Consider the following 23,869-nt stretch of genomic DNA (forward strand, 5'->3'; position numbering starts at 1 on the left):
TATGGAGGATAGGAAAATGAACAAGTTCGAGAACGGATTTATGCTGGGCGCTTCTACTGCAGCCCACCAGGTTGAAGGAAACAATACAAATTCAGATTACTGGGTAATGGAGAATATGGAGTATTCACAGTTTGTTGAGCCTTCACTGGATGCTGTGGATCACTATAACAGATACGAAGAAGACATCAAGATGCTTGCGGATGCAGGCCTTAACACCTACAGATTCTCTGTTGAATGGGCACGTATTGAGCCTGAGCAGGGCAAATTTGATGAAAAAGAGATTGAGCATTACAGGAAGATGATCAAATGCTGCAGGGACAATGGCGTTGAGCCGGTTATTACTCTGATGCATTTCACATCACCAGTGTGGCTTATAAAGCTCGGAGGCTGGGACAATGAGCAGGTTGTAGAGCTTTTTGCCAACTATGCCGGATATGTCACTAAGCAGCTTGGAAGCGAGATAAAGTATATCTGCACCATAAATGAAGCTAACATGAGACTTCAGATTGGCGCTCTCATGGAGAGATTCAAGAAGCAGATGATGGCAAAGATGGCAAATGCAGCTAAAAGCGATGGCGACTCCATGGAGGGGCAGGTCCAGGTTGGTCTTAATCTCTCCGATCCAATGGAGAAAATGAAGCTGGCAGCAATGGAGAACGCCAAAGTATTCGGAGATCCTCAGCCGCATACATTTGTCTCTGCAACAGATGCAAATGGCGATATGATAGTTATAAAGGCGCATCGGGCAGCCAAGGAAGCAATCAAGGCTGTTAATCCCGACATTAAAGTTGGTATTACGCTTTCCCTGCACGACTGCCAGTACATAGAAGGTGGCAAGGAGCGCGCAGACAGCGACTGGAATGAGGAGTTTAGCCATTACATTCCTTATATCAGGGATGATGATTTCTTTGGACTTCAGAATTATACAAGAACTACCTACGGCCCGGATGGAATCGTGCCTGTTCCCGAGGGAACACCAATGACACAGATGGATTATGAAGTATATCCTGAGGCTCTTGAGCATGTAATAAGACGCGTGCATGAGGAGATGCCAAATGTTCCGATCATGGTTACAGAAAATGGAATTGCAACATCGGATGACGAGCAGAGAGTTAAGTTTATCGACAAGGCAATTGAGGGTGTTCAGAGCTGTATAAATGATGGAATTCCTGTCATCGGATACTGCCACTGGTCACTTATCGATAATTTTGAGTGGCAGAAAGGTTATGCGCTGACATTTGGTCTTTGCGCAGTTGACAGGAAAACACAGATCAGGGCACCAAAGCCCAGTTTGAAGCATCTTGGAGGCTATTTGAAATAATGAAAGACACAGTACTGACGGGTGTGCAACAGATAATGATAGGAAGCAGATGCAATAGTTATGAGAGTGCACTTAGCACGCTTAGAGCTATTAAATGTGCAGGATATGATGGCATTGAACTAAATGACTTCATGATCAAGCCAACGCCTTTTATTGTGAGGCTGCTTACAAAATTTGCCGGTATGCCCACTGGTAATGGCGGAAAACTCGATTGGAAGAAGCTGATCTCAGAGAGCGGCCTGAAAGTCATAAGCCTGCACAGTTATCTTAACAGTATTGAAGAAAATCCGGAGGCTGTTGCTAAGGAAGCGTTGAGCTTTGGGACGAACACCGTTGTTATAACCGGTATGTACAGGTTTGATTACGGAAATGCATCAGAGGTAAAAAAGCTTGCTGAGCGCCTGAACAATGCAGGAAAAGCTCTTTTACCCTATGGAGTAAAACTGCTTTATCATAATCACAATGTAGAACTGCAGAAGATCTCAGAAGATAAAACTGCATATGATGTGATCATCGAAAACACAGACCCTCAGTATGTAAACTTTGAACTTGATACATATTGGATTGCAGATGGTGGCGCCGATGTTACAGCCCTTATAGATAAGCTGTCAGACAGGATGGTGATGTGGCACATAAATGACAGGGGATGCAGAAAGAAGGGACCTTTCATTACGCCTATTCTTAAGGAAGATGCTGCTGAACTCGGAACAGGGAATATGGCCCTTGATACTATCCTGGAAAATGTACGGGCAACTTCCAAAGTGGAAGCGATTGTTCTGGAGACCCATAAGAATTGGATCGACAATGATCCTGTAAAGAGCCTTATCGTAAGTGCAGAGTGGTTCAGAAAACATCAATTGATGTCTTAAAATGTCAGGACTTCGACGGAATCTGAGCCAGAAGAACTGCGGAAAATATTAAAACGCAGCCTGTGATCTCTTTTCCCGACATCAGCTGATGGAGTATCAGCCAGCCGAAAATCGATGAGAAAACTGATTCGAGGCTCATGATGAGGGATGCAAGGGCTGGATTTAAGCCGCGCTGGCCCACAGCCTGCAAAGTGTAGCCGATGCCACAGGAAAAGATACCTGTATAGAGGATGGCTATCCAGGAAGAAGGTGCAGATAAAGAGCTGATCCAGGCAGAAGGATCAGGCATAAATTCAAATATGAACGCAGACACCAGTGAAACTGCGCCACTTACGAAGAACTGAACGCACGCAAGTGCAACGGGACTCATGATGGGAGCGTAGTGATCAACGCACAGGATCTGCACCGAGAATAAAAGAGCGCACAGAAGGAGCGCTAAGTCTGCGGTTGATATTGAAAAACTTCCGCCGGAAAACGGATTGCAGAGAAGGTAAAGACCGACAAGTGCGATTCCTACAGCGGGCCATACCCAGAAGCTGCATTTTCTGCCGATGAAAAGACCTATGATCGGTACCAGAACGATATAACAGGCTGTTAAAAAGCCCGCCTCACCGGCGCCGGCGCCAAGTGCGATTCCGGCCTGCTGGAAGGTGGATGCCAAAAACAGAGCAAGACCACATATTACGCCTCCAAGGAGCTTATTAAAAGGGATCTTTGAAGGCGTTTTATTATGCCCTCTAAGAAACGGAAGAAGGCATACTCCGCCGATGAGAAAGCGTATTCCGTTAAAAGTGAAAGTACCGACTCTGTCGCCTGCCACGGACTGGGCTACAAAGGCAGCGCCCCAAACGATAGATGCAAGCAGGAGCAGTAATGAATTTTTTATCTGAGATTCTCTTATTTTTTCCATAACAGGCCTATTATAGCAGATTACGAATAATTTAGGTAAAAATATACAAGCACAGAGAAAGTATTTAGGTAAAAATAGAGAAAATCGGGGTTTTAGCAAGAATAGAACATAGAACGCAAGAATAAGAGATGTAGTAATTTAGCCTGTAAATATAATTTAACTTACAAAACAATTACTTTGTAAGGGAGGATTATATGAAGCTGAAGAAAAGAGTTTTGTCACTAATTGTATCAGCCGGCCTGATTTTCACATCTGCAATGCCTGCTTACACGGTTGCAGCTGCTGAGCCACCGGGTAATGCAGGCTTTTCTGATTATATCACTGTGTCGGGAACAAAGCTCATGGACGGGGAAAATGAGCTGAGGTTCATATCTTTGAACTATCCGCAGGCAACGAGTGATACACCCTGGGAACATGCAAATGCCATGAAGACCTTCAGGGCAATGGGAGGAAATGTAACAAGGACCTACACAATTCCGGTGTTCAACGGGCAAAACAGTGCAACAGCATATGTTACGGGCGTTGATAACGAGGGCAATCTTACCTTTAATGAGGATGCTTTGAACATGCTCGATGATGTGCTGGCCAAAGCCAATCAGTACGGGATCAGGGTAATAGTTCCCTTTGTTGATCACTGGCACTGGATAGGCGGAATGGACGGCTACGTCTGGCTTGCGGGGGAGTCAGACGGGAAAGCTCCGTCACAGTCGGGATTCCAGGACTGGGCATGGAGGTTCTACAGCAGTGAGAAGTGTATGGATCTCTTTAAACAGATGATCACACACCTGCTTAACAGAACCAATTCGGTTACAGGGGTCATGTACAAGGATGATCCGGCGATCCTGTGCTGGGAAACAGGAAATGAGATAGGTAACAGAAGCCAGGTTGAGAGGGACGAGGAGCTCAGTGCATGGACCAACGAGGTCGTTGCCCACGTAAAGAGTATCGATTCAAATCATCTGGTGCTGGACGGCAGAATGTCCATGTCTCCCAAATCTCTAAGTGATGATAATCTGGCAGATATCCTTGGTGCTCACTACTATGAGGGTAATTACGCACAGAGATGCGAAGATGATACCAGAGATGCCCACAATGCAGGAAAGCCTTTTATACTGGGCGAGTTTGGCGCTAAGGTCACAGCGCAGCCCTGTATTGACGTATTCCAGAAGGGCATTGAGAATGACACCAACGGAATCATGATGTGGAGTCTTAGAGCCCACAAGGATGGATTTGGTTTCTACTTCCACAATGAGGATGGATACTGGGCGTCCTACCATTGGCCCGGTTTCGAGTCGGGAAATTATTACGGAGAAACTGAGATAATCCGCTCCATTTATGCCTATGCACAGATAGTTAACGGTAAGGCTTCAAGTTACGAAGAAGCTAAGAATATTCCGATTCCTGCGCCTGAAGCTGAGGAAGCACCCCTTCTTTATTCAGAAAACGGCACTTCCCACGACAGCTCTTTTGCCGGAGGATCTGTGGGTGATATCAAGTGGCGAGGCGTTGTTGGTGGCGTGTGGTACGAGATCCAGAGGGCGGAAGGAAGCGTAACTGACCAGAACTCCGATGCTTTCGTGACTGTGGCAGGTGAAGAGGATTACATCTATGATTCCGGCAGAAACTGGGAGGATAAGGCACACGACTGCATCGCAGGTTTCCACGACGAGACGGCCATTGATGGACTTACCTATTCTTACAGGATCAGAGCCTGCAATGAATCCGGAGTCGGACCATGGTCTAACATCGTGGTAGTAGACAATGTTAAGCACGTGGTAAAAGACAATCTGGACCTGATCGCAGTTTCCGGAAGCGACCAGAATCCCACCGAGATCAGGCGCACTTACAGCAGCGATCATTCTGCAAACATAGAGTATTCCAGCAGTTCAATCGTGAATAAGAGTGCAGAAGAAGGTTATATCGAGTACTCATCAAGGATTCCTGTGGATGAAGTGCGAATCGAAGCTGTAGCGGAAGGTGCAGCGCCAAGGCTCATGGTTTCTAAGGACGGAATCGTATTTGAAGAGGCTGAGCTTAATCATGATGCTGGAACGACGCTCTATAGCGCATCTTCTGTTCTTTCATCCGGCGATTATTACTACAGCAGAATTTATCTTCAGGGAAACAGCAGCTGCAAGCTGGACAGTATTGAGATCACCTACAGGAATGATGGTGAGTCCTACAGAGATCCGGCTGCTTCGGATGCAGTGAGAACCAACGTAATGATACAGGATTCTGCTTTCGGAGAAGATGCTCCCAAATACTATGTTTCAAAGAGCGACAATCTGGCGCTTGCCGGTGAGGGCGCTTTGAGAGGCCTTACTACATCAGGCGTAGAGAGCGGATCAATCGTTTACAAGACCGGTGATGATATCAATGCTTTCCGTGTGAGCACACTGACGGTAGATGGCAAGAGGGCTGTAGTTGAGTATTCCTTTGATGGTGTGACCTTTAAGGAGGCAAAAGAGCTCTCTGCCGTGGAAGGCGGCGAAGCTACAAGCGTAGTTTACGGAGACCTTAACGTTTCAGAATCTGTGCGAGTTATCAGGGTTACAGTTCCGGAAGACAGCCAGGGGCAGGTTTTTGTTAAGCTTGTTGAGATCTCAAGCGGACGAAAGATGATACCTCTTGCTGATTCGGCACCTTCAAACACCATAGAAGACGGAGAGTACTACACCGGTTCAGATGCGAGTCTGAATGCGGCTTACAGCATAACCTACGGGGAAGGTGAGATCTCTTTTGCAAAAGAGCTGTCAGGCAAAGACTACAGCGCGTTTGACAGCATATATCTGTGGGTGAAGCCTGACGGAAGCGGCAATGAGCTTCTGATTAGACTTAGGGACAACGATAACAGAGTCTGGGCAAGTGAAAAGATAGCTCTGAGCGGCGCTGCGCAGATGAATAAGCTAGCGATTGACAAGAGCGGCGATTTCAACTGGGAGAGCGTAAACGGAGCTGAATTTGTCATAACAAACAATGATGGTACTGCCGGCGCAGAGGGCGCTATAATGCTGGATTCTGCCAATGTATATACAGGTAATTACGGAATCGGACTGGAGTATTCATTTGGCGGAGAAAGCAGCAGAGTTTATATTGACAGTGTTTATGCAAGTTCATCTACGAAGGTGGATGATTTTGAGGGCTACAGCGGATCAAATACGCTGCTGAACCAGGCATATTCAAGAAATACAAACGGCGGAATTTTTAATCTGTCACTGGATTCGGGCAACAAATACGAGGGTTCATATGGGCTCAGGGTTGACTACGACTACAACGGAACGGGTTATGCCGGAGCAACCAAGACTATGGATATGCTGAACCTCAGCGGATATGACGGATTTACGATGTATCTTGATTCCGACGGGTCAGGTAACGAGATCAAAGTCCAGATGGAGACTGATACATCAACTTACGCTTACACGGGATATATGACAGGTAAGGGCCCGATGATCATGTACATGCCCTTTAGCAAGATCATACAGCCCGATTGGGCAACGTCCGGAACACCTCAGCCAATCGACAGTTCGCAGAATCTTAAGTCGGTGTCGATCTATACAAACCAGAGCGGACAGGTATCCGGCGGAACATTTTATGCGGATGACCTTAAGGGCGCCAATTTCGCTGAGGATCTGGCGTCAGGCGCCGGAATTTACATGGATGAGCCGGCTGATGAGATTACAGAATTCCCATACAGTATTGGCGGTAGTGCATCTTATGTGGAGTACGTGACTGTAACGGTGGGGGATAAGAAGTTTAACGTGCCTGTAGACGCTGACGGAAAGTGGAGCTATGAGCTCACTGAGGATTTAGGGCTTTATAACACGGATGCACTCGGCCTTAAGGCAGGAATCTACTATCCTGACGGTGAAGCAGTGGCAGAGAGTGCGCAGTACACCGTAAAGCTTAACCTTGAAGCCAATGACGGTCCGGAAGAAGAAAAGTATGACAATATCATCTGGAGCTGGGACTTCGAAGAGAAAGGCGTGGAAGGCTGGACTTTTGAGGGATTTTCTCCATGGCTTGAGAGCGGAAGGCTGGTGGCCTGGTCTCAGGATGGCTATGAAGCTGAGTTTTCTTATACCGTTACGGATATTCCAAATGGAGTATATGCGCTATCAAATGACATAAAGGTAAAGAGCAACATGAACAGCGCAGTAATGGCGCTGGTGTCCGGGGATAATGAAGTAAGATCTTTGCCGATCGATACTGCCGACCAGATTGTGGAGGATCAGCTCCTGGGGGAGAAGATCACTGTTGAGAATAACACGGTTACGGTGAGGTATTATGTGAATGCGCCTGTTGACGCCAATGGAGTTACTTTTGCCGTCGGAGATGTGAAGCTGTATCTCATGAAGAGCCTAGAGAGTGAGGAGCCTGAAGGCGGTGAAGAGCCCGGCGGAAATGAAGAAGCTGAAGGCAATCAGGAATCTGAAGGAAGTCAGGGATCTGAAGGAGGTCAGGAAGCAGGCGGAAGCGAAGGAAGTGGAAGTGCTGCCGGCAGCGAAGGTCAGGACTCTAGTAATGTTGGAGAAACAGGAGCTTCCGGAGAGTCCGGTGATACAGGAAACACAGGAGGTTCCAACAATACAGGAAATACAGGAGAAGACAGCGGAAGCACAAGTTCCGGTAACGGGCAGGAGAGTGCACCCCAGGCAGCGCCTACTCAAGCACAGCCTACCCAGACACAACCTGCTCAGGTGACAGATGCACAGGCATCTACTAAGGCTTCTGCTAATGATCAGGCATCAGACAAGGTTGCACCAGCTACTCAGGACCGGAAGCAAGACTCGCAGCAGAGTTCAAAGGCAGGCATGAAGCTAAGCACAAAGCCAAACACGAAGCCAAGCACAAATCCGAGTACAAGTCAGGCTTCTATAGAAGATGAACCTGTAGCGATGGCAGAGTCAGTAGACGAGGCATCTACAACAGATGAAGAATTGGCTGAAGAGACCAATATGCAGGAAAACGTGCAGAATTCTGAGGAGAAAGCTGATGCAATTGAGGGAACCAATATCCAAGAGGAAGAAGTACCTGAGGCTTCATTCAATAACGTTGAGCCGGAAGGAAGCTCTTTTCCTATAATTCCGGTAAGTACATTAGCAGTTCTGATGATCATTGCATTAGCAGTATTCATTATAAGAAAGAGAATTAGATAGAAAATTTTCAACTGATGGACATATAATAGTATCATCAGTTGAAAGAAATGACACAGTGGATTATGGAGAAGGTAAAAGACTTTCTGCTTGATTAAGAAATAATTAAAGGATAGAGCAGCTACGCTCTATCCTTTTTTGTAAAACATTATAAGATAAAATCTAATTGTGCACAAATGTTTTTTGCGCAACGCCTTAATACAATTTTAAGAACGATAGCTCACGTAATATAGTAATATATAGTTAGTGAATGAAAGGGGGATTATACAAAATGGAAAAGATGAAAATCGCAATGGCAAATGATCATGCCGGAACACAGATGAAGGAAGAAATCAAAGCATATCTTATTTCTCAAGGTTATGAAGTAGAAGATTTTGGCACATATTATGATAAGTCTTGTGATTTGTCCGATTTCGTATACCCTGCGGCACTTGCAGTTGCCAAGGGAGAGTGCGACCGTGGTATTTTCTGCGATGGCGTCGGCTATGGAAGCGCTCTGATAGCGAACAAGATAAACGGTTGCTACGCGGCTGTGTGTCAGGATCCTTTGTGCGCAACGCTTGCAAGGCAGCACACCGACTCCAACATCCTGTGCCTGGGAGCCAAGATAATTGGCGGACTGATGGCCATGGAGGTTGTTAAGACATGGCTGACCACGGAGCCACTTATGGAAGAGAAGTACAGACGAAGAGTGCAGAAAGTCTGTGAGATCAACGATAAGCACTGCGTTCCGGTAAAAGAGCTTTAAGAGGGATTACTGCTTATGAGTGAAAATCAGGATAAAAAGCTGCCGGCGGAGAGCAAGAAGCAGGATATAAAGGTAAAGAAAAATCCGACTGCAGAAGCCTTAAAGAAAGCGCCGGATGAGGCTCTGGCAAGGGCTATACATGATGTGCTGTTAAAGGAAAGGTTATAGGTGGTCTATGGGCAGCAACGTTAAAAAGCTATGTATAAATTGTGGAAGAGAATTTGTCGCAAAAAAGTCCGGGCACATATTCTGCTCACTGGAATGCAGAAAGCGCTACGGAAATCATACCGGTTATAGATGCAGCGAATGCAGAACTTTGCCGTGTGAACATCGTAACGTGCTTTCAAATAAAACACCTGATGATTGTCCGAACTATAAGTGGAGCTGGTAAGTTGTAAAAAGGGATATCTAAAAATCAGAACTCTTGCTGCATTGCGGCAGGAGTTCTTTTTTGTTGCTTATTTCAGAAGAAATACACCGGGCGTATGGTGTATGATAGTATTCCGTTCTCGTCTACGCTGTAGCAGGCGGGTTGAACCATCTGGGCAGCCTTCTTTAATGTGTGTGGTTTTAAAGTTGCTTTAAGGTTAGGACCGTATCATAAAGAGAAATAAGACATCACTTTTTGCCGTTGTGGGTATGTAAAAATACTTTGAGGGAGAATAGAATGATACAAGTAGGGGGCATTGCCAGGAAAGTCGATGCCACTGATGAAAAAAGAGGTTAACGATATGGACAAGATTAGACAATTTGGAAATCAGATGTATTATAGGATGGCACAGTTTATGTATGGCCGTAACGGGCTGGATGCGCTTGCGCGTACATGCAACTGGATAGCGATCTTTCTACTGGTAATAAACCTGTTTGTGCAAAGCAGTATAGTATATCTTTTATGGCTTATATTCTTTTCTTATTCCTGCTTCAGGGTCTATTCAAGAAATATACCTAAAAGATACGCTGAAAATCAGAAGTTCCTTGATATGACCACAGTTCCAAGAAAATATGCAAAGCTTGCTAAACTTCAGTGGCGTGACAGAAAAGTTAGCAGATATTATATCTGCAAGAGCTGCCACCAGCAGATAAGAGTACCAAAAGGAAAGGGCAGGATCGAGATCAGATGCCCTAAGTGCAACGAAAGATTCATTAAAAAGACCTGACCGGTCTGGAGGACAATGTTATGATGATGGATCCCTACAAGGTTCTTGGGGTAGCCCCGGGGGCTTCAGAAGAAGAGATCAAAAAAGCATATAGAACGCTTGCGAAAAAGTATCACCCGGACTTAAATCCAGGCAACGCTGCAGCTGCCGAAAAGATGAATGAGATAAATGCAGCTTATGATATCCTTACAAAACCGGGTGCTGAGAGATACAGACAGGCGCATACATATACCGAGGAGCGTACTTATACCGAGGAGCGTACCTACGCCGAGAAAGAGGAGACTCCTTTTGAACAGTATGGAACATACTGGCAGTGGAGCAGCCAGGATTTTGGCAGAGGGTATAACAGACCGGAAGAGAGCTGGAATACCTGGAACAACCGGACCGGATGGAACAGGACTCCGGTATATGGCGTTTCTGTTCTTGGAAAGATCTTCAGGTGGTTTATCATCCTGCAGATCCTGTCGATGTTTTTCAGGATGTTTTTGTTCTTCTGATACAAGGTAAGCATTAAGGAGAGAGTCTAAGGACTAGGAGGAGTTTTATCGTCAGGACAGGCATGATCAATACGACTGCCTGGAAAACCACAACGTTGCAGAAGATGCATATACTAGCTAATCAGTCTTAAGTAGTCTGAAATGACTTTTCCTATACTCTATAAGCCCTTCATCTTGCATGCGTGAGAGTTCTTTTGACATATTGGTGCGCTCAAGGTTCAGATAATCAGCAAGCTGTTGTCTGTTGAATGGAATATCAAATTCTCTGGAGTCAGACTGCAGTGCAATGGCATTGAGATATGACAGGAGGCGTCCGCGGCAGCTCTTGGAAGAAGTATAAAAGCTACGTCCGGAGAGGACAAGGTTCTTCTGTGATGAGATGATAAGTATATTTTTAAGGAGCTTTTCCTTCCAGGGAGAGCTCTTTTTGCTATCTTCAAGAAGGTTCTTTATATTGCAAAAGAGAATGCGGCTTTCCTCATTTGCTCTTACATCAACCAAAAGGACTTCACCAAGAAGAGCATAGGTCTCGGCAAAGTACTGGTTCTTTCCAACATGGCTTAATACAGTACGGTTGCCCCAGATGTCGTTGCTTTCAACAGTAACACTACCGGAAAGCACCATGCCTATTTGGGAAGTCTGTTCTCCGGCGTGGAGAATCACATCATCTTTTCGGAATCTCTTTTCCTTTGCACCCAGGAAGTCAAGGCACGAGGATAGTTCTTTTGCTGTCATTCCCTGGAACAGTCTGCTTTTTTCTATACTTTCAAGATTCATAAAAAATATCTCCTGAAATGTGGTTTAAACAACATACATACTATGAATAGTATATTATACTGACACCATCAGAACAAGGTTAAAGCTAAGAACAGAGAGGTTTAAAGATGGTAAGAAAGATAATAAAGATCGACGAAGAAAAGTGCAATGGATGTGGTATTTGTGCCAGTGCCTGCCACGAAGGTGCTATTGATATTGTGAACGGAAAAGCAAAGCTGGTAAGAGAGAACTTTTGCGATGGATTTGGCGACTGCTTACCGGGATGTCCTATGGGAGCAATCTCTTTTGAAGAAAGGGAAGCGCCTGCTTATGATGAAGCAGCAGTAAAGGAAGCGCAGGAAAAGAAAGGAATGGTAAAAGATATGCATCAGTGCGAGAACAAGATGATGAATGAAATGGAACAACATGCCGCCGGGCATGGATGCCCGGGGTCAAGGTTTATGATGCTCAAGAGCGGTAACCAGGAAGAGAATGATCTCAGTCAGGACATGATTTCAAGAATGAGCACTCATCCATCAAGATTAATGCAATGGCCATGTCAGATAAAACTTTTGCCGACGCAGGCAGATTTTTATAATGGGGCCAAGCTCCTCATTGCAGCTGACTGTACAGCATACGCCTATGCAAACATGCATGAGGAATTTATGAAGGGCAAAGTTACAATGATAGGATGTCCAAAGCTGGATGATGGCGACTACACAGAAAAACTGACAGAAATCATATCAAATAATGATATCGTCAGCGTGACCATAGTAAGGATGGAAGTTCCATGCTGCGGAGGACTGCAGAGGGCCGCAGAGAATGCTATTAAGAACAGTGGAAAGTTCCTTCCCTGGCAGGTTGTAACCATCTCTCGTAACGGAGAGGTACTTGATTAAATTTCCCAATAAACATTTTTTTGCGTAAGGTTCAGATAAGTGAGTTTATACTTAGTATAATGAAAGAAAAGGAGGCACACTATGGCAACATTAAACGAAAGAAAAGTAGCAGTAGTAGGTTGTGGATTTGTTGGTTCGGCATCAGCATTTGCCCTTATGGAAAGCGGGCTTTTTTCCGAGATGGTGCTGATAGATGTGAATAAAGAGAAGGCTGAGGGGGAAGCGCTTGATATCAGTCACGGACTTCCTTTTGCAAAGCCAATGCAGATATATGCCGGTGATTATCAGGACGCAGGGGATGCTGCAGTTGTGGTTGTTACAGCAGGTGCGGGACAGAAACCCGGCGAGACCAGGCTTGATCTTGTTAAAAAGAATGTAGGTATCTTTAAGTCTATTATTCCTGAGATTGCAAAGTACAACAAAGATGGAATACTTCTTATCGTGGCGAATCCGGTAGATATTCTTACATATGCCGCAGTCAGGTTCAGTGGATTCCCTGAAAACAGGGTGTTTGGTTCGGGAACAGTTCTTGATACAGCCAGATTCAAATATCTTCTGGGGGAACATTTGAGTGTGGACAGCCGTTCAGTGCATGCATTTATTATAGGCGAGCATGGGGACAGTGAGATTGCAGCATGGAGCAGTGCAAATGTTTCTGGGATTCCAATTCACGATTTCTGTGAGATGAGGGGGCATTTCGAACATGAAAAAGCCATGAAAGAGATTGCTGAAAATGTTAAGAACAGTGCCTATGAGATCATTGAAAAAAAAGGTGCGACCTATTACGGAATTGCCATGAGTGTAAGACGTATCTGTGAGGCTATAATACGTGATGAAAAATCAGTTTTGCCTATATCGAGCATGCAGCATGGTGAAAACGGCATTGATGGAGTTGCACTCAGTATGCCTGCAATTGTCGGAAGAGGTGGCGTTGAAGGTTCTGTGCCGATCAGACTTAGTGAGCAGGAAAAAGAGGCATTGATGAAGTCGTCGGAGACTCTGAAAGCAGTAATTAACGAATCGCTTTGAAACTCAAGAAAGGGTGCGTAAATATTTCTGGGCATTAGGGAACTTATTAGTTTGAAGTTCCCTAATTTTTTTATTGCATGATTTGCAAAATGTTGATGGCAACTACATTTTAATATTCTAAAATGTTGATATAAGGTACTGAATTATATTCCAAAATGTTGATAGAGGGTAGCGATGAGAAGAAAGATATCTGAAAAACTCAAAAAATGGAGCACATTAAAAGATAGGAAATGCCTCGTCGTACAGGGGGCAAGGCAGGTCGGAAAAACATATTCGATTGAGAGATTTGTCAGTAGATTCAATGATAATGGCAATGAGGTTCCGATTTCCGGAAAAGAAGATACTTCCCGGAAAGTGCTTGATCTTTTTAGATGAAATACAGGAGTGCCAGGAAGCAATCACTTCCCTGAAATTCTGGGCAACAGACAATAGATACGACGTTATAGCTTCAGGATCATTGCTTGGGATTGATTACAAAAGAGCATCCTCATATCCGGTAGGGTATGTAGACTACATTAAAATGAATGGAATGGATTTTGAAGAGTTTTTATATAAAACTGTATGCTGCATTAGAATATACTTAATGATGAAAATTGTTAAGTATATTGCTATAATGAAAGTGGCCCGTTAAATACACCAAAGGTACAGTTTATGATTGACATCACCAATAAGACAGAAGTTTACAATTATGTAATTTCCAGCATTGATGACGCCATTTCCAATCAATGGATTAAGGTCTATTACCAGCCGGTTGTAAGGTCTCTTACAGGGCAGCTTTGTGGTGCGGAATCCCTCGCAAGATGGATTGACCCCAATATCGGATTTCTTTCCCCTGATAAATTCATAGGAGCCCTCGAGGAACATGAACTCATCCATAAGCTTGACTGCTTCATGGTAGAAAAAGTCTGCAGCGACATTCACGAACATCTTGAAAGCGGCAGGCCGACTTTTCCTGTCTCGATCAACTTCTCAAGACTTGACTTTATAAAATGTGACATGCTTGAGCTTGTTGAGAAAACAGTCGGAAAATACAATATTCCAAGGGACTATCTGCACATCGAGATTACAGAGAGCATGATCGCCAAGGATGAAGATCTTATGACTAAAGTCATCGAGAGCTTCAGAAAACGCGGCTATGAGATCTGGATGGATGATTTCGGAAGCGGCTACTCCTCCCTTACACTGCTGCAAGACTATCAGTTTGACCTCCTTAAGATGGATATGCGCTTTTTGTCCACCATGACAGAAAAGTCCAAGATAATTCTCAACTCAACCATCAATATGGCCAAGCACATAGGGGTAAAGACCCTGAGTGAAGGTGTGGAAACCAGGGAGCAGATTGAATTTCTGACCTCAATAGGCTGCGGCAAGCTTCAGGGCTACTATTATGGCAAGCCACAGCCTTATGATGACATGCTCTCCGGCATCGAGGAAAAGGGAATAACAATTGAAGAGAGGCAATGGCGCAGTTACTACGAGACAGCCTGCCTTTCCATGGTCGACCTCGACAGACCTCTTGAAATAATCGAGTACGACGGCACCTCTCTGCACACTCTTTTTATGAATGAGTCGTTCAAGCAACAGATATCCATCAGGGAAGACGATCTTTCGCTGATAGATAAGATTCTTTACAATCCGTCGTCGCCCATGATGGCCAAATACCATCAGTTCATCGAGACAGCAATTAAGAGCAAGGCCAAAGAGAGCTTTTATTACACCCTGAAGGGCAACTACTACCTGTTAAAGGCTGAATATTTGGCAGAGCACGCAGGACGATACCTTTTTAAGGCTTCTATTACAAACATTTCAGTGGATCAGAATACTACTGAGAGAAATACGCTGGACCTGCGGCTTAGAGAACTCAATAATCTCTATGAAATGGTTCTTTTTGTCAACCCCAAGGAGAACATAATATATCCGCTTCTTGGAGGCTATAGCTACAGTGACAGCGTGCCGGTCCATGAAAAAGGTCTGGTAGAAGTCTGTAAGGCTTTTGCCGAAAAATATATCTTCCCGACCGAGAGGAAATCTTTTTTGGATTTTACTCACCAGGCAAGCGTCGTTCCGGAGGAATTAAAAACCGGTCCGGGATTCATCAAACACCCTTACAGGACCAGGCAGGCTGACGGTTCATACAAGTGGCGTGAGTATTCACTTCTTTCAATTGCCGGTTCCAAAGGCAGAGAGTTCCTGTTTACCGTCAATCTCATCTCTGATGACCTTGCACGCGCGCTTGATAAAGTAAACTACAAAAGTATGCAGGTCGATGATGAAAAGGTCAACAAGGAGGCCTTTGACCGCGCAAGACTTTGGGAGACTCTTATACAAAACTCATCCCAGAAGCTTTTCTGGAAGGACAAGAACAGGCGCTTTCTGGGTGTAAGTCAGTCATTTCTCGATTTTTACGAGATCAGGTCTCTTGACGACATAATCGGCAAGAATGATGAGGAAATGCACTGGCATGTGGACGACGGCCCTTATAAGGGTGACGAGCTTGATGTTCTAAGCTCAGGGAAAGTTGTATTTAACGCCCCTGGCCAATGCATAGTAAACGGAGTTGTACACAACATCATCTGCAACAAAATGCCCATCTATGACAAGGGGGAAATTGTCGGCCTTGTAGGCAGCTTTGCGGATGCCGACCAGGAGCTGTACAGAGTTCAGAAGCTCATCAGCCCCTCCAAGCTGGATACCGCTACAAGACTCATGAACAACAAGTTCTTCATGAGCACCATGATTGATTATGCCATGCAGTTTAACGAAAACGGCAAGGACTACGGGCTCATCCTTCTCCACAGCACCAACCATCATCGCATTGAAGAAACCTTTGGCGCCAAATTTGCATCCAAAGTGCTCAGGGAGATCGGAGAAAAAATTATCGATGTCATTGGTCAGCGCGCTGTAGCCGGTAGGCCCAAGGAGGCGTACTTTGGAGTTATCATTTACGTCGATTCAAAAGATAAGCTAAAAGAGCTGGAGCTACAGTTAAAAGAGCATATAGAAGAGATCAATTCAGTTGGTGGCAACAGCGTAACAATCAGAATGGCTTCTGCCAGCGTACTCAGGACAGAAGAAGGAGTTACGGATGAATCCATGTACCAGATGGCACTTGAGCAGCTGAATGGGAAATAAGATAAAACGTAGTAACCGATAATTCGGATCAATTATGGTGAACAAAAGAGCTAATAAGAGTTGCAGTTCATGGATTTTTCATCCATGGGCTGTGGCTCTTTATCATACCCACAGATTACACGATAAGGCACTTAAGGAAATAGAACAAGAATTATTAAAAAGAACTAATGGTGGTATAAAAGTAATATTTAAGATTAAATAAGGAGAAAAATAGATGGCAGTTGGGATAACAGTAGATTTTTATTGGTATCAGATTGGTACAGGAGATTTTTTCCATTCCTTTTTTTCAACTATTGCTTTCAATCTTGAAGGTGGTAGTTGGGGAAGCCGATTTCCTGTATTTATGAAAGACTTCTATGATGGTGAATTAAAGAATGCCAGAATTACTGAGGCTTTATCTGAATTAGATGTTATAACAGAGGGACTAAAGAAGCTGCCTCCAGATAAGGTCATTTTGGATATTGAAGATATTTCAAAACAGCCACCATGGGGAAGCAATATCAGTACTGATATAACTGATTTATCAAATTATTTTGTGACCAGTGATGGTGAAGATCTTATAACGACTATCAGGGATGCATTTGAAATGGGACTGCAGATTAATGAGGATGTACATATTTCGAGCTTATGATGTTGCTTAATGATAAATGTATGTCAGTGGAGGAATCGGATGAGAAAGGTATATTAAGGTGAAATAATGGAAAACGTATTATATCAAGGAACTGGATATGCTGTGGTTGAAATTGATGGAAAAATGAAAATATGCTGGGCAGAGGGTATTGAAGGAACCATTAAATATTATGATATTACCCAGGAGTTATTTGAGAGACTTAAAAAGTCTGAAAAGGATGCAAACGAGGTCATGTTCTTTTGTAAAAATGGCAGGTGGCTTCCTAAGGAGGATGAGGTTCGTGAGGCAAAAAGAGAGTTTTTAAGAAATAATCCGAAGCTCTTATTAAAGATTCCAAGCAATCAGGATTATTTTGAAAAAGAAGAACTTGAAGAGATCCTGAAAAAGCTGGAAGCAGAAAAGTAACTTACAAAACAGTACATGGGCACCTAATATAGCAGGACGCCATACTACGGAAGCTTTGGAAAGAATTGTTAATGGATTAAAGGCAATAGATGATATGGGTGGTTCCTATGAACAAATTGTTGAATTCTTGAAAGATATGGCAGAATTAGCAAAAGGATTCTAGAAAACCATAGACTTGATTGTAAGGAGCAAAAAATGGATAAAGAAACAATTAAAGAAATAAGGATGGCGATTCAGGAAAACCGAGTCGATGATTTCAAACGAATGGCGAGTGAAAACAGCGATACGTTGGAAGTTGTTACTTTTTTTGGAACATTTCTGCATGATGCTGCGATATTTGGAAGTTATGAAATTGCCAAATATCTTGTGGACAATGGAATAGATGTAAATAAAAAAGCCGGTTATCGTAATAGTACAGCGCTGACCTCTGCAGCATATAGAGGATATCTGGATATAGTAAAACTATTATATGAAAACGGATGCAAGCTATATGTGGATACCTTTGACGAGAATCCTTTATTTGCAGCCATTTGTGAAAGGCACCTGGATGTTGTTAAGTATTTGGTTGAGAAAGGAATTGATCTTTCTCCAAAGTATACAATTGGCGGTAAGCAGATGGATGCTTGTGAATATGCCAGCCATTATGCAAAGACAGAAATACTTAGCTACTTATCTGAGCAACTTGGAAAAGAGCCTCCTGTCGAAAAGAAAAAAAGAGAAGTTGTTGTAGACTCGTCAAAAAAGCCTGAATTTGACTATGGCTCTTTTGAAGAAAGACTATACGCAAAAATGCGTGAAGTAATGAAAAAGTATAGTGACAGAAGAGATGATATATATGCTTTTTCAATTAAATATGAGTCGGAGTTCACCTCTTTTATTAATATACTTGCAAATTCCTATTCCTATCTGAATGAGTGCGCCCAGAAAGGCTCCTTTTCACTAAACGATTATAAATATAGCGAGGAAGACTGGGGAATCTGGGAAAAAATAGAAGATTTATCTGATGATCTGGCGTATCATTATGAACTTGTTGAAAAATGGTGCGGAGAAGACGAAGATCTTTATGAGGATATGTATGAAGAGCACAAAAAAAGAATCATTGATACCTGCATCAATGTAATGATGAAGATAAAACAGTCTGAGGAGTATTCTATTTATCCCGGATTAAACCTCAATGTTTATGTGAGGGAAGGAATGTCTGAGGATGAAGAACTTGAAATATTCAAAAAGCTTAATGATGAACAGGCTGTTAAGGAATTTGAAAAGTTTATGGGAAAGGGCTGAATCAGTAAACGGACGATAAAAGGAGCAGAGTACAATGGCCCAGAGGAAGGACGAATATATATAAGTATATTCAAATGGTACAATGATAAGAACATTGTGCTTTTATCACATTTTTCACATATTTTTTTGATATGATTTTAAGGTACCTTTGGGGAAAAGGATAAAATAGGGAGAAGGAAGAAACAAATGGGGGCTTTTTTTGACAATTTGCATATTTTAAAAAGTGATAAGTATGACCTGGAGACATTAAAAAATGAACTGAGTGGCATACTGAAAATACGGGGATTTTCTCTTTTGCCGGAAGGGTCTGATGGGGATGTTTCTGTAATGATCTATGAACCTGGTGAGGGTTCATGGGTATCTATAGCATCTGATGCATTTATGTTTGATTCAGAAGAGGCTATCAGAACTTATACAGATCCACTTTCTTTGGCATTTAATACGGATGTTATTGCTGCTACATGTTTTGATTCGGATTATCTCCGGCTTGCGCTTTTAAATTCCGTAGATAACACAGATGGCTGGATCAATGTGGGCAAAAGCTATGACCCATTGATACGCAGAACTAAGGTTGCACCATGGAAAAAGCTGGTTAAAGATACCGAAGGATTAAAGGCTACTATAAAGAAGGATCACGCGTGTGCAGAAGAGGCTTTCGAAGAAATCGCTGAAATGATCGGGATGCAGCCGCAGCAGACTATGCTTGGATGTGGCGGAGAGGAGCTTCTTGATGGAAAGATAACCAGAATGGAATTCTCTGCTCCTGAAGGGAAAATAAAACCGCCAAAATTACAGTTGCATTCATATAACGCACCACCAATAAAGATAGGAGAATTCTTAAGAGTTTCATTCATTAATACTGGAGATAAGGCAAAAGGACTTAAGTTCATTTTCATGGGCGAGTGTGTAGAAAAAGGAGAGATCATTTTTGAAGACGTTTCGCTGTTTTATGATGATAAGCATCATCCGATAGAACTGCAAGAGTCCGAGTTGATGGGCGGTGAAAAATGCTATGTTTGGAAAGATCCGTATTTTCAACTCCCACCTGCTGTAAATGAGAATCTTCCGCTGGTTAAACAAATAAACCTGGGCTTTGACAGAGAAATCAGCGTGTGCTGTACTCCCAAAGGGAATACGGAGAATCCAGAGAGTCTTCGCATTGTTGGAATTCCTTTGAGCAATCCGATGGAAGGACAGGTATCCTGGATCAATAGCAGTGAGTATTGCTGAAATCGATTATATTAGGCAGGAAGTATATGGGTACAAAATTAAGTAACATTAATCTGTACAATCCTTATGGAGCAGAATATGTGCTTGAAAAAGGATTTTGCTCTAAGAACATTGTTGAGGGATGGGATACCATCCTGAACGACGGGGAAGGCTACGATTTCCTTGGAATGCTTAAGCAGGCAAAGAAGCTTTCCAAAGAACTTGGTACAACGGCTGTTTATACAAATTACTTCGACGATTCGGAGCTTGTTTTCGAAATCTATATAAATGGTTCAAGAAAAGCATATTACCAGACCGATGGCGGAATGTCAGTTAAGAAGGGTATTCCGACCATGGTCAAGGCTCTTTTACTGGATAACGCATCAGCAAAGGTTTTTAGAATGCTCATGGGAACCGACATGGACGCTGCTGAGTCCATTGGAAGGATCAGTGCGCTAAGCGGATTGCCACTGTATCTGGATGGATTTATGTATAACGAGCAGAACGGGAATGTCAGCATTCCGGATAAGGACGCATTGTTAAAAGAGCTCTCGAAGGCCAAGAAAGCTGAAAAACCTGATAAAACTATCAAAAAGACACCTGAGGTTCTGCAGGAGATAAAGGGCATTAGATGCGGAGGGCGTTATTACAATTGTTTTACGACCATTGAGCCAGAGGAAGATGGCAGTGTTGACTATGGTCACGGTCATGTATACCAGCTTATTCAGGGACCTGAACCCAGATTTGAGAAGTGCCATGAATACAGGTATGATCTGGTAAAGCTGTCGGGAGCGCGACATGCCCGTGGAATCAGGTGTGTCCCAAAGCGTGACAACAGGGCAGAGGATATCTGCATTTATGATTATGTAGAAACTCAATATACCAAGTGGTGCGATAATGTTGAGAAATATAAAAATGAGATGTTTCCTTCAAAAGATACCCTTGCTCCGCTGGTTAATGAAATTTTGACATATGCTGATTTGCCGAGACGCCTTACGCCAAAAGGATATGCAGAGTTTTGGCGTGATAGGACGAAGTATTATTCAACGGATTTAACAGGCGAAGTTGTTGCAGAGGACCAGGTGGAGTATCATCCGGACTATGAAGATTTTAGTAAGGAGAATGTTCTGTATGTGGAGTTTGGGAGTCGCCTGTATCCTACTGATAACTACCTGATCAGACTTGGCGGAGAAATAGATTCTCGTACAGCCAGGCACGCTATACGAGTAGATTTTTTTGACTATGACGGGAATCTGAAAAATACTATCAGAATTCCTAAGACCGTATCGATTGATTTCAACTCAATGTTTGGCGAGTATACCTTCATAGAAGAGAAGAATGTCATAATCGCAAACGGATACTGCATTGATCTGGATAAGAAAGAGTACAGACCTATCGGAAATCTTGACACTAAGCTCAAGAGAAAGTTCTCAACCTGCATTGTTACTAAAGATTCAACGGGGAAAGACCTTATCCTGATTTTTGCAGAAAAGACCATCTATGTTTTGGATATGGATCTCAATATCCTCTACAGCGTCTCTTGTGGCGGGATTATCATCTCCTACTGGCAGGACGGAAAGGGAAATCTGTTTCTGATTACCTCCAAGTACCACTGGACCATGCCCTACAACTATAAAGCAGATTCAGTGATAAAACTGCAGAAGTTTCAGCTCGGACATGCGAAGCAACCTAATACTGTCAAAAAGAAAGCTGGTAAAAGACACTGAGCCAACACTTAAGAGGATATATGAATACTCATATCCGTTCGAAGCATGGGGACCTGGCGAGAACTCAAGGTTTTTGTTCATATGTCCCGGTGAAAAAGAGATGCTTTTATACGATAACACTGAGACTGTAGTTTATGAATGCACGGATGCTGAGAAGGTAAAGAAACAGATAGATCTGATGACAATACCTGAAGAGGCTATTTCGCCTTTAGAGTTTTCGATGGATTGTGATGTAAAGATTACTGGAAGGTCCGCGAAGGAAAGAACTATCGCTAGGTTTACTGATGCAAACGGATCTAGTTATAAGATAACATCTACGGGTGTTTTCGGACTTGGATTGGTATTGGACTCTCAGCCTAATGATGTGATTAGGATTTATAGGACTTAAAGCTTTAATAGTTATTCGATGAGGGCTGATATGGCAATACAGTATAAGAAAATTATTAAAAAAATATTAGGACCGGATGCTGAGAAGAATGGCTTTAAGTCGGGACATCTTGGACCTTCAGGTATAAGCAAGAGAACGCTGGCTTGTTATGAAAAAGAGTATGATGATGGGTATACTTTAAGTTTTGATATTGATCTTGATACTTTTTTTGACAAGTTAGAATTATCAGCATGCGGGATATTTGAGGAACGCTCCTTTGACAGTAGCGATACAGAATCTTTTAAGAAAGTAATATTTGAATTTGCGGAAATACTTCGTGATAAAGGCTATCCTTTAATGGAAGAAGCAGCCAGAAAAGAAGCTGCAAGACCCAAGTTTACTGCAGAGGAGCAGCTTTATCTGCTGAACAATTACGAGAGGCTTGCAGAGGATTTCTGCAAGAAAAAACAAGTTGATAGTGACATGTCATTCATGGACAAATTGTGTCTGATAAAAGAAATGGTTGAATCATCCAGAGAACTACCCTTTGAAAAAGTAAGAGAAAGGCTGATAGAAATCGCTGCATTTTACGCAGTGACTCTCCTTGGATGTGAGAAGGTAAACTGTTATTTGGTAAACAGTGGTGGTCAATATCTCACAGTCTTCGGAGCTTGGAAAGGAACTATAGCACCGCTAGAATCAATACTTAATATTTGGCTTAATGAATACGATAGAGATCAGATTAAATTCGATTGCAAATTGGTACTCCAGAGTGAGCAATATGATTCACTTGAATGGAAGGACAGGAATTTCAAAGTCTACGCTGATAAGGGCAAAAAAAGAAAAGAATAGTTTACAAGTTTCAAAAGATTAACTCTAAGGAGGTTGGGGATGGCATACGAAGAAAAAGAGATCCTTGCCGAATGGTTGGATCATCTAAGTGAATTAGATGTGAAAACAAAGAAAATGTTTGGTTGTTACTGTCTATACTGTGATGGTCAGGCGGTTGGATGGATTCATGACAGTGTCCTAAGCCTGCGCGAAGTGGGTCTTGATTATTTGCCTGATGATATAAAGCGACCTACTCCAGAGGACAAGATACAGGAGTTAGTAATCCCACTCGACTATGTGAATGCAGAGTGGCTGCCCATGGCGATTCAAGATACCGCTGTAATCAGGAAACAGGAAGAATCTTAATATAGAATAACTTCCAGTATAACTACGCAAGGAAATAAATATGAATATTTTATTGGAAACAGACAGATTAAAAATATCAGAAATGACAATGGATACACTATATGAGTTTTGGTGGATATTTTCTTAGATAATTAACTCAGAAGATAATGATCAGAAGAAAACCTCTATCTCACAATGGCGAGATAGAGGTAATTTGTATATTATTTCAACTTACACACTCGTTACTTACTTAAAATATTTATCCCACTGTGTGTACTCCAAAAATTATAAAGTATAAGAACGCAAACACATTTGCAAAACCAGTCGCGATACTATCGCCAACATCATCAGCGGAGCCGATATAATCAGGATCATGGTACTTATTATAATTTATATCCTGTGTTTCTGTAATCTCAACAGGTGTACTCTCACATGCAAATGTTGTAATAGGTGTTACGCTTATCATCATTGCTGACATCATTATTGCTACCATTGTTTTCTTTAAAGTCTTCATAATCTTTACCTCTCTCTTTTCTCAATCTATTTTGGGTTGTTATGTGTCTTATTTGTGTTGGTTTGTTTTATGTTGAGTTAATATT

At 42.9% G+C, this 23,869-nt stretch carries 23 protein-coding genes; 20 read left to right on the forward strand and 3 right to left on the reverse strand.

Going from position 1 to position 23,869, the window contains the following annotated elements; all coding sequences use genetic code 11:
• Positions 1-16: 16 nt before the first annotated feature.
• Together G590_RS0112950 and G590_RS0112955 are read left to right on the forward strand one after the other, a co-directional pair.
• On the forward strand, positions 17-1,321 hold the full coding sequence (locus G590_RS0112950; protein ID WP_022766094.1) for a glycoside hydrolase family 1 protein: 1,305 nt from the start codon (positions 17-19) through the stop codon (positions 1,319-1,321).
• On the forward strand, positions 1,321-2,190 hold the full coding sequence (locus G590_RS0112955) for a sugar phosphate isomerase/epimerase family protein (protein WP_022766095.1): 870 nt from the start codon (positions 1,321-1,323) through the stop codon (positions 2,188-2,190). Before G590_RS0112950 ends, G590_RS0112955 begins: the two co-directional genes overlap by 1 nt.
• A gap of 4 nt (positions 2,191-2,194) precedes the next feature.
• On the opposite strand, the gene G590_RS0112960 is transcribed toward G590_RS0112955, so the two are convergent.
• Positions 2,195-3,100 (reverse strand): DMT family transporter, encoded by a 906-nt coding sequence (locus G590_RS0112960; RefSeq protein ID WP_022766096.1) that lies wholly within the window; start codon positions 3,098-3,100, stop codon positions 2,195-2,197.
• A 194-nt stretch (positions 3,101-3,294) separates the two neighbouring features.
• Here G590_RS0112960 and G590_RS0112965 point away from each other — a divergent pair, with 194 nt between their 5' ends.
• The 5 genes from G590_RS0112965 to G590_RS20775 all read left to right on the forward strand — a co-directional run bounded on the left by G590_RS0112965 (position 3,295) and on the right by G590_RS20775 (position 10,655).
• Positions 3,295-8,256, forward strand: coding sequence for a carbohydrate binding domain-containing protein (locus G590_RS0112965; RefSeq protein ID WP_022766097.1), 4,962 nt, complete (start codon positions 3,295-3,297; stop codon positions 8,254-8,256).
• A gap of 268 nt (positions 8,257-8,524) precedes the next feature.
• Positions 8,525-9,001, forward strand: a complete 477-nt coding sequence (locus G590_RS0112970; protein WP_022766098.1) for an RpiB/LacA/LacB family sugar-phosphate isomerase — start codon at positions 8,525-8,527, stop codon at positions 8,999-9,001.
• Between the two features lie 15 nt (positions 9,002-9,016).
• Positions 9,017-9,169: a hypothetical protein gene (locus G590_RS21385; RefSeq protein WP_022766099.1), complete on the forward strand. Its 153-nt coding sequence runs from the start codon at positions 9,017-9,019 to the stop codon at positions 9,167-9,169.
• 563 nt (positions 9,170-9,732) lie between these two features.
• Complete coding sequence (locus G590_RS0112980) at positions 9,733-10,158, forward strand: hypothetical protein (RefSeq protein ID WP_155828769.1); 426 nt, start codon at positions 9,733-9,735, stop codon at positions 10,156-10,158.
• Positions 10,159-10,178: 20 nt separating this feature from the next.
• Complete coding sequence (locus tag G590_RS20775; protein WP_022766101.1) at positions 10,179-10,655, forward strand: J domain-containing protein; 477 nt, start codon at positions 10,179-10,181, stop codon at positions 10,653-10,655.
• A gap of 117 nt (positions 10,656-10,772) precedes the next feature.
• Here G590_RS20775 and G590_RS0112990 read toward each other — a convergent pair whose 3' ends face one another.
• A complete protein-coding gene (locus G590_RS0112990) occupies positions 10,773-11,432 on the reverse strand; it encodes a Crp/Fnr family transcriptional regulator (RefSeq protein WP_022766102.1) in 660 nt (219 codons plus the stop codon).
• 107 nt (positions 11,433-11,539) lie between these two features.
• Here G590_RS0112990 and G590_RS0112995 point away from each other — a divergent pair, with 107 nt between their 5' ends.
• The 13 genes from G590_RS0112995 (at position 11,540) to G590_RS19545 (ending at position 23,291) form a co-directional block, all read left to right on the forward strand.
• A complete protein-coding gene (locus G590_RS0112995) occupies positions 11,540-12,310 on the forward strand; it encodes an ATP-binding protein (protein WP_022766103.1) in 771 nt (256 codons plus the stop codon).
• Positions 12,311-12,391: 81 nt separating this feature from the next.
• The gene (locus G590_RS0113000; RefSeq protein ID WP_022766104.1) at positions 12,392-13,339 is read left to right on the forward strand and encodes an L-lactate dehydrogenase; all 948 of its coding nucleotides are present in this window, start codon (positions 12,392-12,394) and stop codon (positions 13,337-13,339) included.
• Between the two features lie 174 nt (positions 13,340-13,513).
• Entirely contained in the window at positions 13,514-13,714 is a 201-nt protein-coding gene (locus G590_RS21685; RefSeq protein ID WP_242829784.1) for a hypothetical protein, read from the forward strand.
• Positions 13,698-13,970, forward strand: a complete 273-nt coding sequence (locus tag G590_RS21690) for an AAA family ATPase (protein ID WP_242829785.1) — start codon at positions 13,698-13,700, stop codon at positions 13,968-13,970. The genes G590_RS21685 and G590_RS21690 overlap by 17 nt, the downstream gene beginning before the upstream one ends.
• A gap of 20 nt (positions 13,971-13,990) precedes the next feature.
• Positions 13,991-16,471 carry an EAL domain-containing protein gene (locus G590_RS20780; protein ID WP_022766106.1) on the forward strand — a complete coding sequence of 827 codons (2,481 nt, stop codon included), beginning with the start codon at positions 13,991-13,993 and terminating at the stop codon, positions 16,469-16,471.
• 214 nt (positions 16,472-16,685) lie between these two features.
• On the forward strand, positions 16,686-17,102 hold the full coding sequence (locus G590_RS0113015; RefSeq protein WP_022766107.1) for an immunity 70 family protein: 417 nt from the start codon (positions 16,686-16,688) through the stop codon (positions 17,100-17,102).
• A gap of 66 nt (positions 17,103-17,168) precedes the next feature.
• A complete protein-coding gene (locus G590_RS0113020) occupies positions 17,169-17,507 on the forward strand; it encodes a hypothetical protein (protein ID WP_022766108.1) in 339 nt (112 codons plus the stop codon).
• A gap of 195 nt (positions 17,508-17,702) precedes the next feature.
• Positions 17,703-18,791, forward strand: coding sequence for an ankyrin repeat domain-containing protein (locus tag G590_RS20785; protein ID WP_022766109.1), 1,089 nt, complete (start codon positions 17,703-17,705; stop codon positions 18,789-18,791).
• Between the two features lie 186 nt (positions 18,792-18,977).
• Positions 18,978-20,021, forward strand: coding sequence for a hypothetical protein (locus G590_RS20790; RefSeq protein WP_022766110.1), 1,044 nt, complete (start codon positions 18,978-18,980; stop codon positions 20,019-20,021).
• A 26-nt stretch (positions 20,022-20,047) separates the two neighbouring features.
• Positions 20,048-21,727, forward strand: coding sequence for a hypothetical protein (locus G590_RS0113040; protein ID WP_022766111.1), 1,680 nt, complete (start codon positions 20,048-20,050; stop codon positions 21,725-21,727).
• Complete coding sequence (locus G590_RS19540; protein ID WP_035763273.1) at positions 21,678-22,115, forward strand: hypothetical protein; 438 nt, start codon at positions 21,678-21,680, stop codon at positions 22,113-22,115. Before G590_RS0113040 ends, G590_RS19540 begins: the two co-directional genes overlap by 50 nt.
• A gap of 30 nt (positions 22,116-22,145) precedes the next feature.
• Positions 22,146-22,946, forward strand: a complete 801-nt coding sequence (locus G590_RS0113050; protein ID WP_022766113.1) for a hypothetical protein — start codon at positions 22,146-22,148, stop codon at positions 22,944-22,946.
• 39 nt (positions 22,947-22,985) lie between these two features.
• Positions 22,986-23,291, forward strand: a complete 306-nt coding sequence (locus G590_RS19545) for a competence protein TfoX (RefSeq protein ID WP_022766114.1) — start codon at positions 22,986-22,988, stop codon at positions 23,289-23,291.
• A gap of 238 nt (positions 23,292-23,529) precedes the next feature.
• Here G590_RS19545 and G590_RS0113060 read toward each other — a convergent pair whose 3' ends face one another.
• Entirely contained in the window at positions 23,530-23,784 is a 255-nt protein-coding gene (locus G590_RS0113060; RefSeq protein ID WP_022766013.1) for a hypothetical protein, read from the reverse strand.
• Positions 23,785-23,869: the final 85 nt, after the last annotated feature.

The sequence above is a fragment of the Butyrivibrio sp. XPD2006 genome (assembly GCF_000420865.1).
Classification (GTDB): Bacteria; Bacillota; Clostridia; order Lachnospirales; family Lachnospiraceae; genus Butyrivibrio.

Bases quoted from the DNA above. Each gene is read 5' to 3' on its own strand.
- G590_RS0112990 (WP_022766102.1), bottom strand. From the start codon at position 11,432: ATGAATCTTGAAAGTATAGAAAAAAGCAGACTGTTCCAGGGAATGACA.
- G590_RS0112955 (WP_022766095.1), top strand. From the start codon at position 1,321: ATGAAAGACACAGTACTGACGGGTGTGCAACAGATAATGATAGGAAGC.
- G590_RS0112965 (WP_022766097.1), top strand. From the start codon at position 3,295: ATGAAGCTGAAGAAAAGAGTTTTGTCACTAATTGTATCAGCCGGCCTG.
- G590_RS0113050 (WP_022766113.1), top strand. From the start codon at position 22,146: ATGGCAATACAGTATAAGAAAATTATTAAAAAAATATTAGGACCGGAT.
- G590_RS0112995 (WP_022766103.1), top strand. From the start codon at position 11,540: ATGGTAAGAAAGATAATAAAGATCGACGAAGAAAAGTGCAATGGATGT.
- G590_RS21685 (WP_242829784.1), top strand. From the start codon at position 13,514: ATGAGAAGAAAGATATCTGAAAAACTCAAAAAATGGAGCACATTAAAA.
- G590_RS0112980 (WP_155828769.1), top strand. From the start codon at position 9,733: ATGGACAAGATTAGACAATTTGGAAATCAGATGTATTATAGGATGGCA.
- G590_RS0112970 (WP_022766098.1), top strand. From the start codon at position 8,525: ATGGAAAAGATGAAAATCGCAATGGCAAATGATCATGCCGGAACACAG.
- G590_RS20775 (WP_022766101.1), top strand. From the start codon at position 10,179: ATGATGATGGATCCCTACAAGGTTCTTGGGGTAGCCCCGGGGGCTTCA.
- G590_RS0112960 (WP_022766096.1), bottom strand. From the start codon at position 3,100: ATGGAAAAAATAAGAGAATCTCAGATAAAAAATTCATTACTGCTCCTG.
- G590_RS20780 (WP_022766106.1), top strand. From the start codon at position 13,991: ATGATTGACATCACCAATAAGACAGAAGTTTACAATTATGTAATTTCC.
- G590_RS0113000 (WP_022766104.1), top strand. From the start codon at position 12,392: ATGGCAACATTAAACGAAAGAAAAGTAGCAGTAGTAGGTTGTGGATTT.
- G590_RS0113060 (WP_022766013.1), bottom strand. From the start codon at position 23,784: ATGAAGACTTTAAAGAAAACAATGGTAGCAATAATGATGTCAGCAATG.
- G590_RS0112950 (WP_022766094.1), top strand. From the start codon at position 17: ATGAACAAGTTCGAGAACGGATTTATGCTGGGCGCTTCTACTGCAGCC.
- G590_RS20790 (WP_022766110.1), top strand. From the start codon at position 18,978: ATGGGGGCTTTTTTTGACAATTTGCATATTTTAAAAAGTGATAAGTAT.
- G590_RS20785 (WP_022766109.1), top strand. From the start codon at position 17,703: ATGGATAAAGAAACAATTAAAGAAATAAGGATGGCGATTCAGGAAAAC.
- G590_RS21385 (WP_022766099.1), top strand. From the start codon at position 9,017: ATGAGTGAAAATCAGGATAAAAAGCTGCCGGCGGAGAGCAAGAAGCAG.
- G590_RS0113020 (WP_022766108.1), top strand. From the start codon at position 17,169: ATGGAAAACGTATTATATCAAGGAACTGGATATGCTGTGGTTGAAATT.
- G590_RS0113040 (WP_022766111.1), top strand. From the start codon at position 20,048: ATGGGTACAAAATTAAGTAACATTAATCTGTACAATCCTTATGGAGCA.
- G590_RS19545 (WP_022766114.1), top strand. From the start codon at position 22,986: ATGGCATACGAAGAAAAAGAGATCCTTGCCGAATGGTTGGATCATCTA.
- G590_RS19540 (WP_035763273.1), top strand. From the start codon at position 21,678: ATGCGAAGCAACCTAATACTGTCAAAAAGAAAGCTGGTAAAAGACACT.
- G590_RS0113015 (WP_022766107.1), top strand. From the start codon at position 16,686: ATGGCAGTTGGGATAACAGTAGATTTTTATTGGTATCAGATTGGTACA.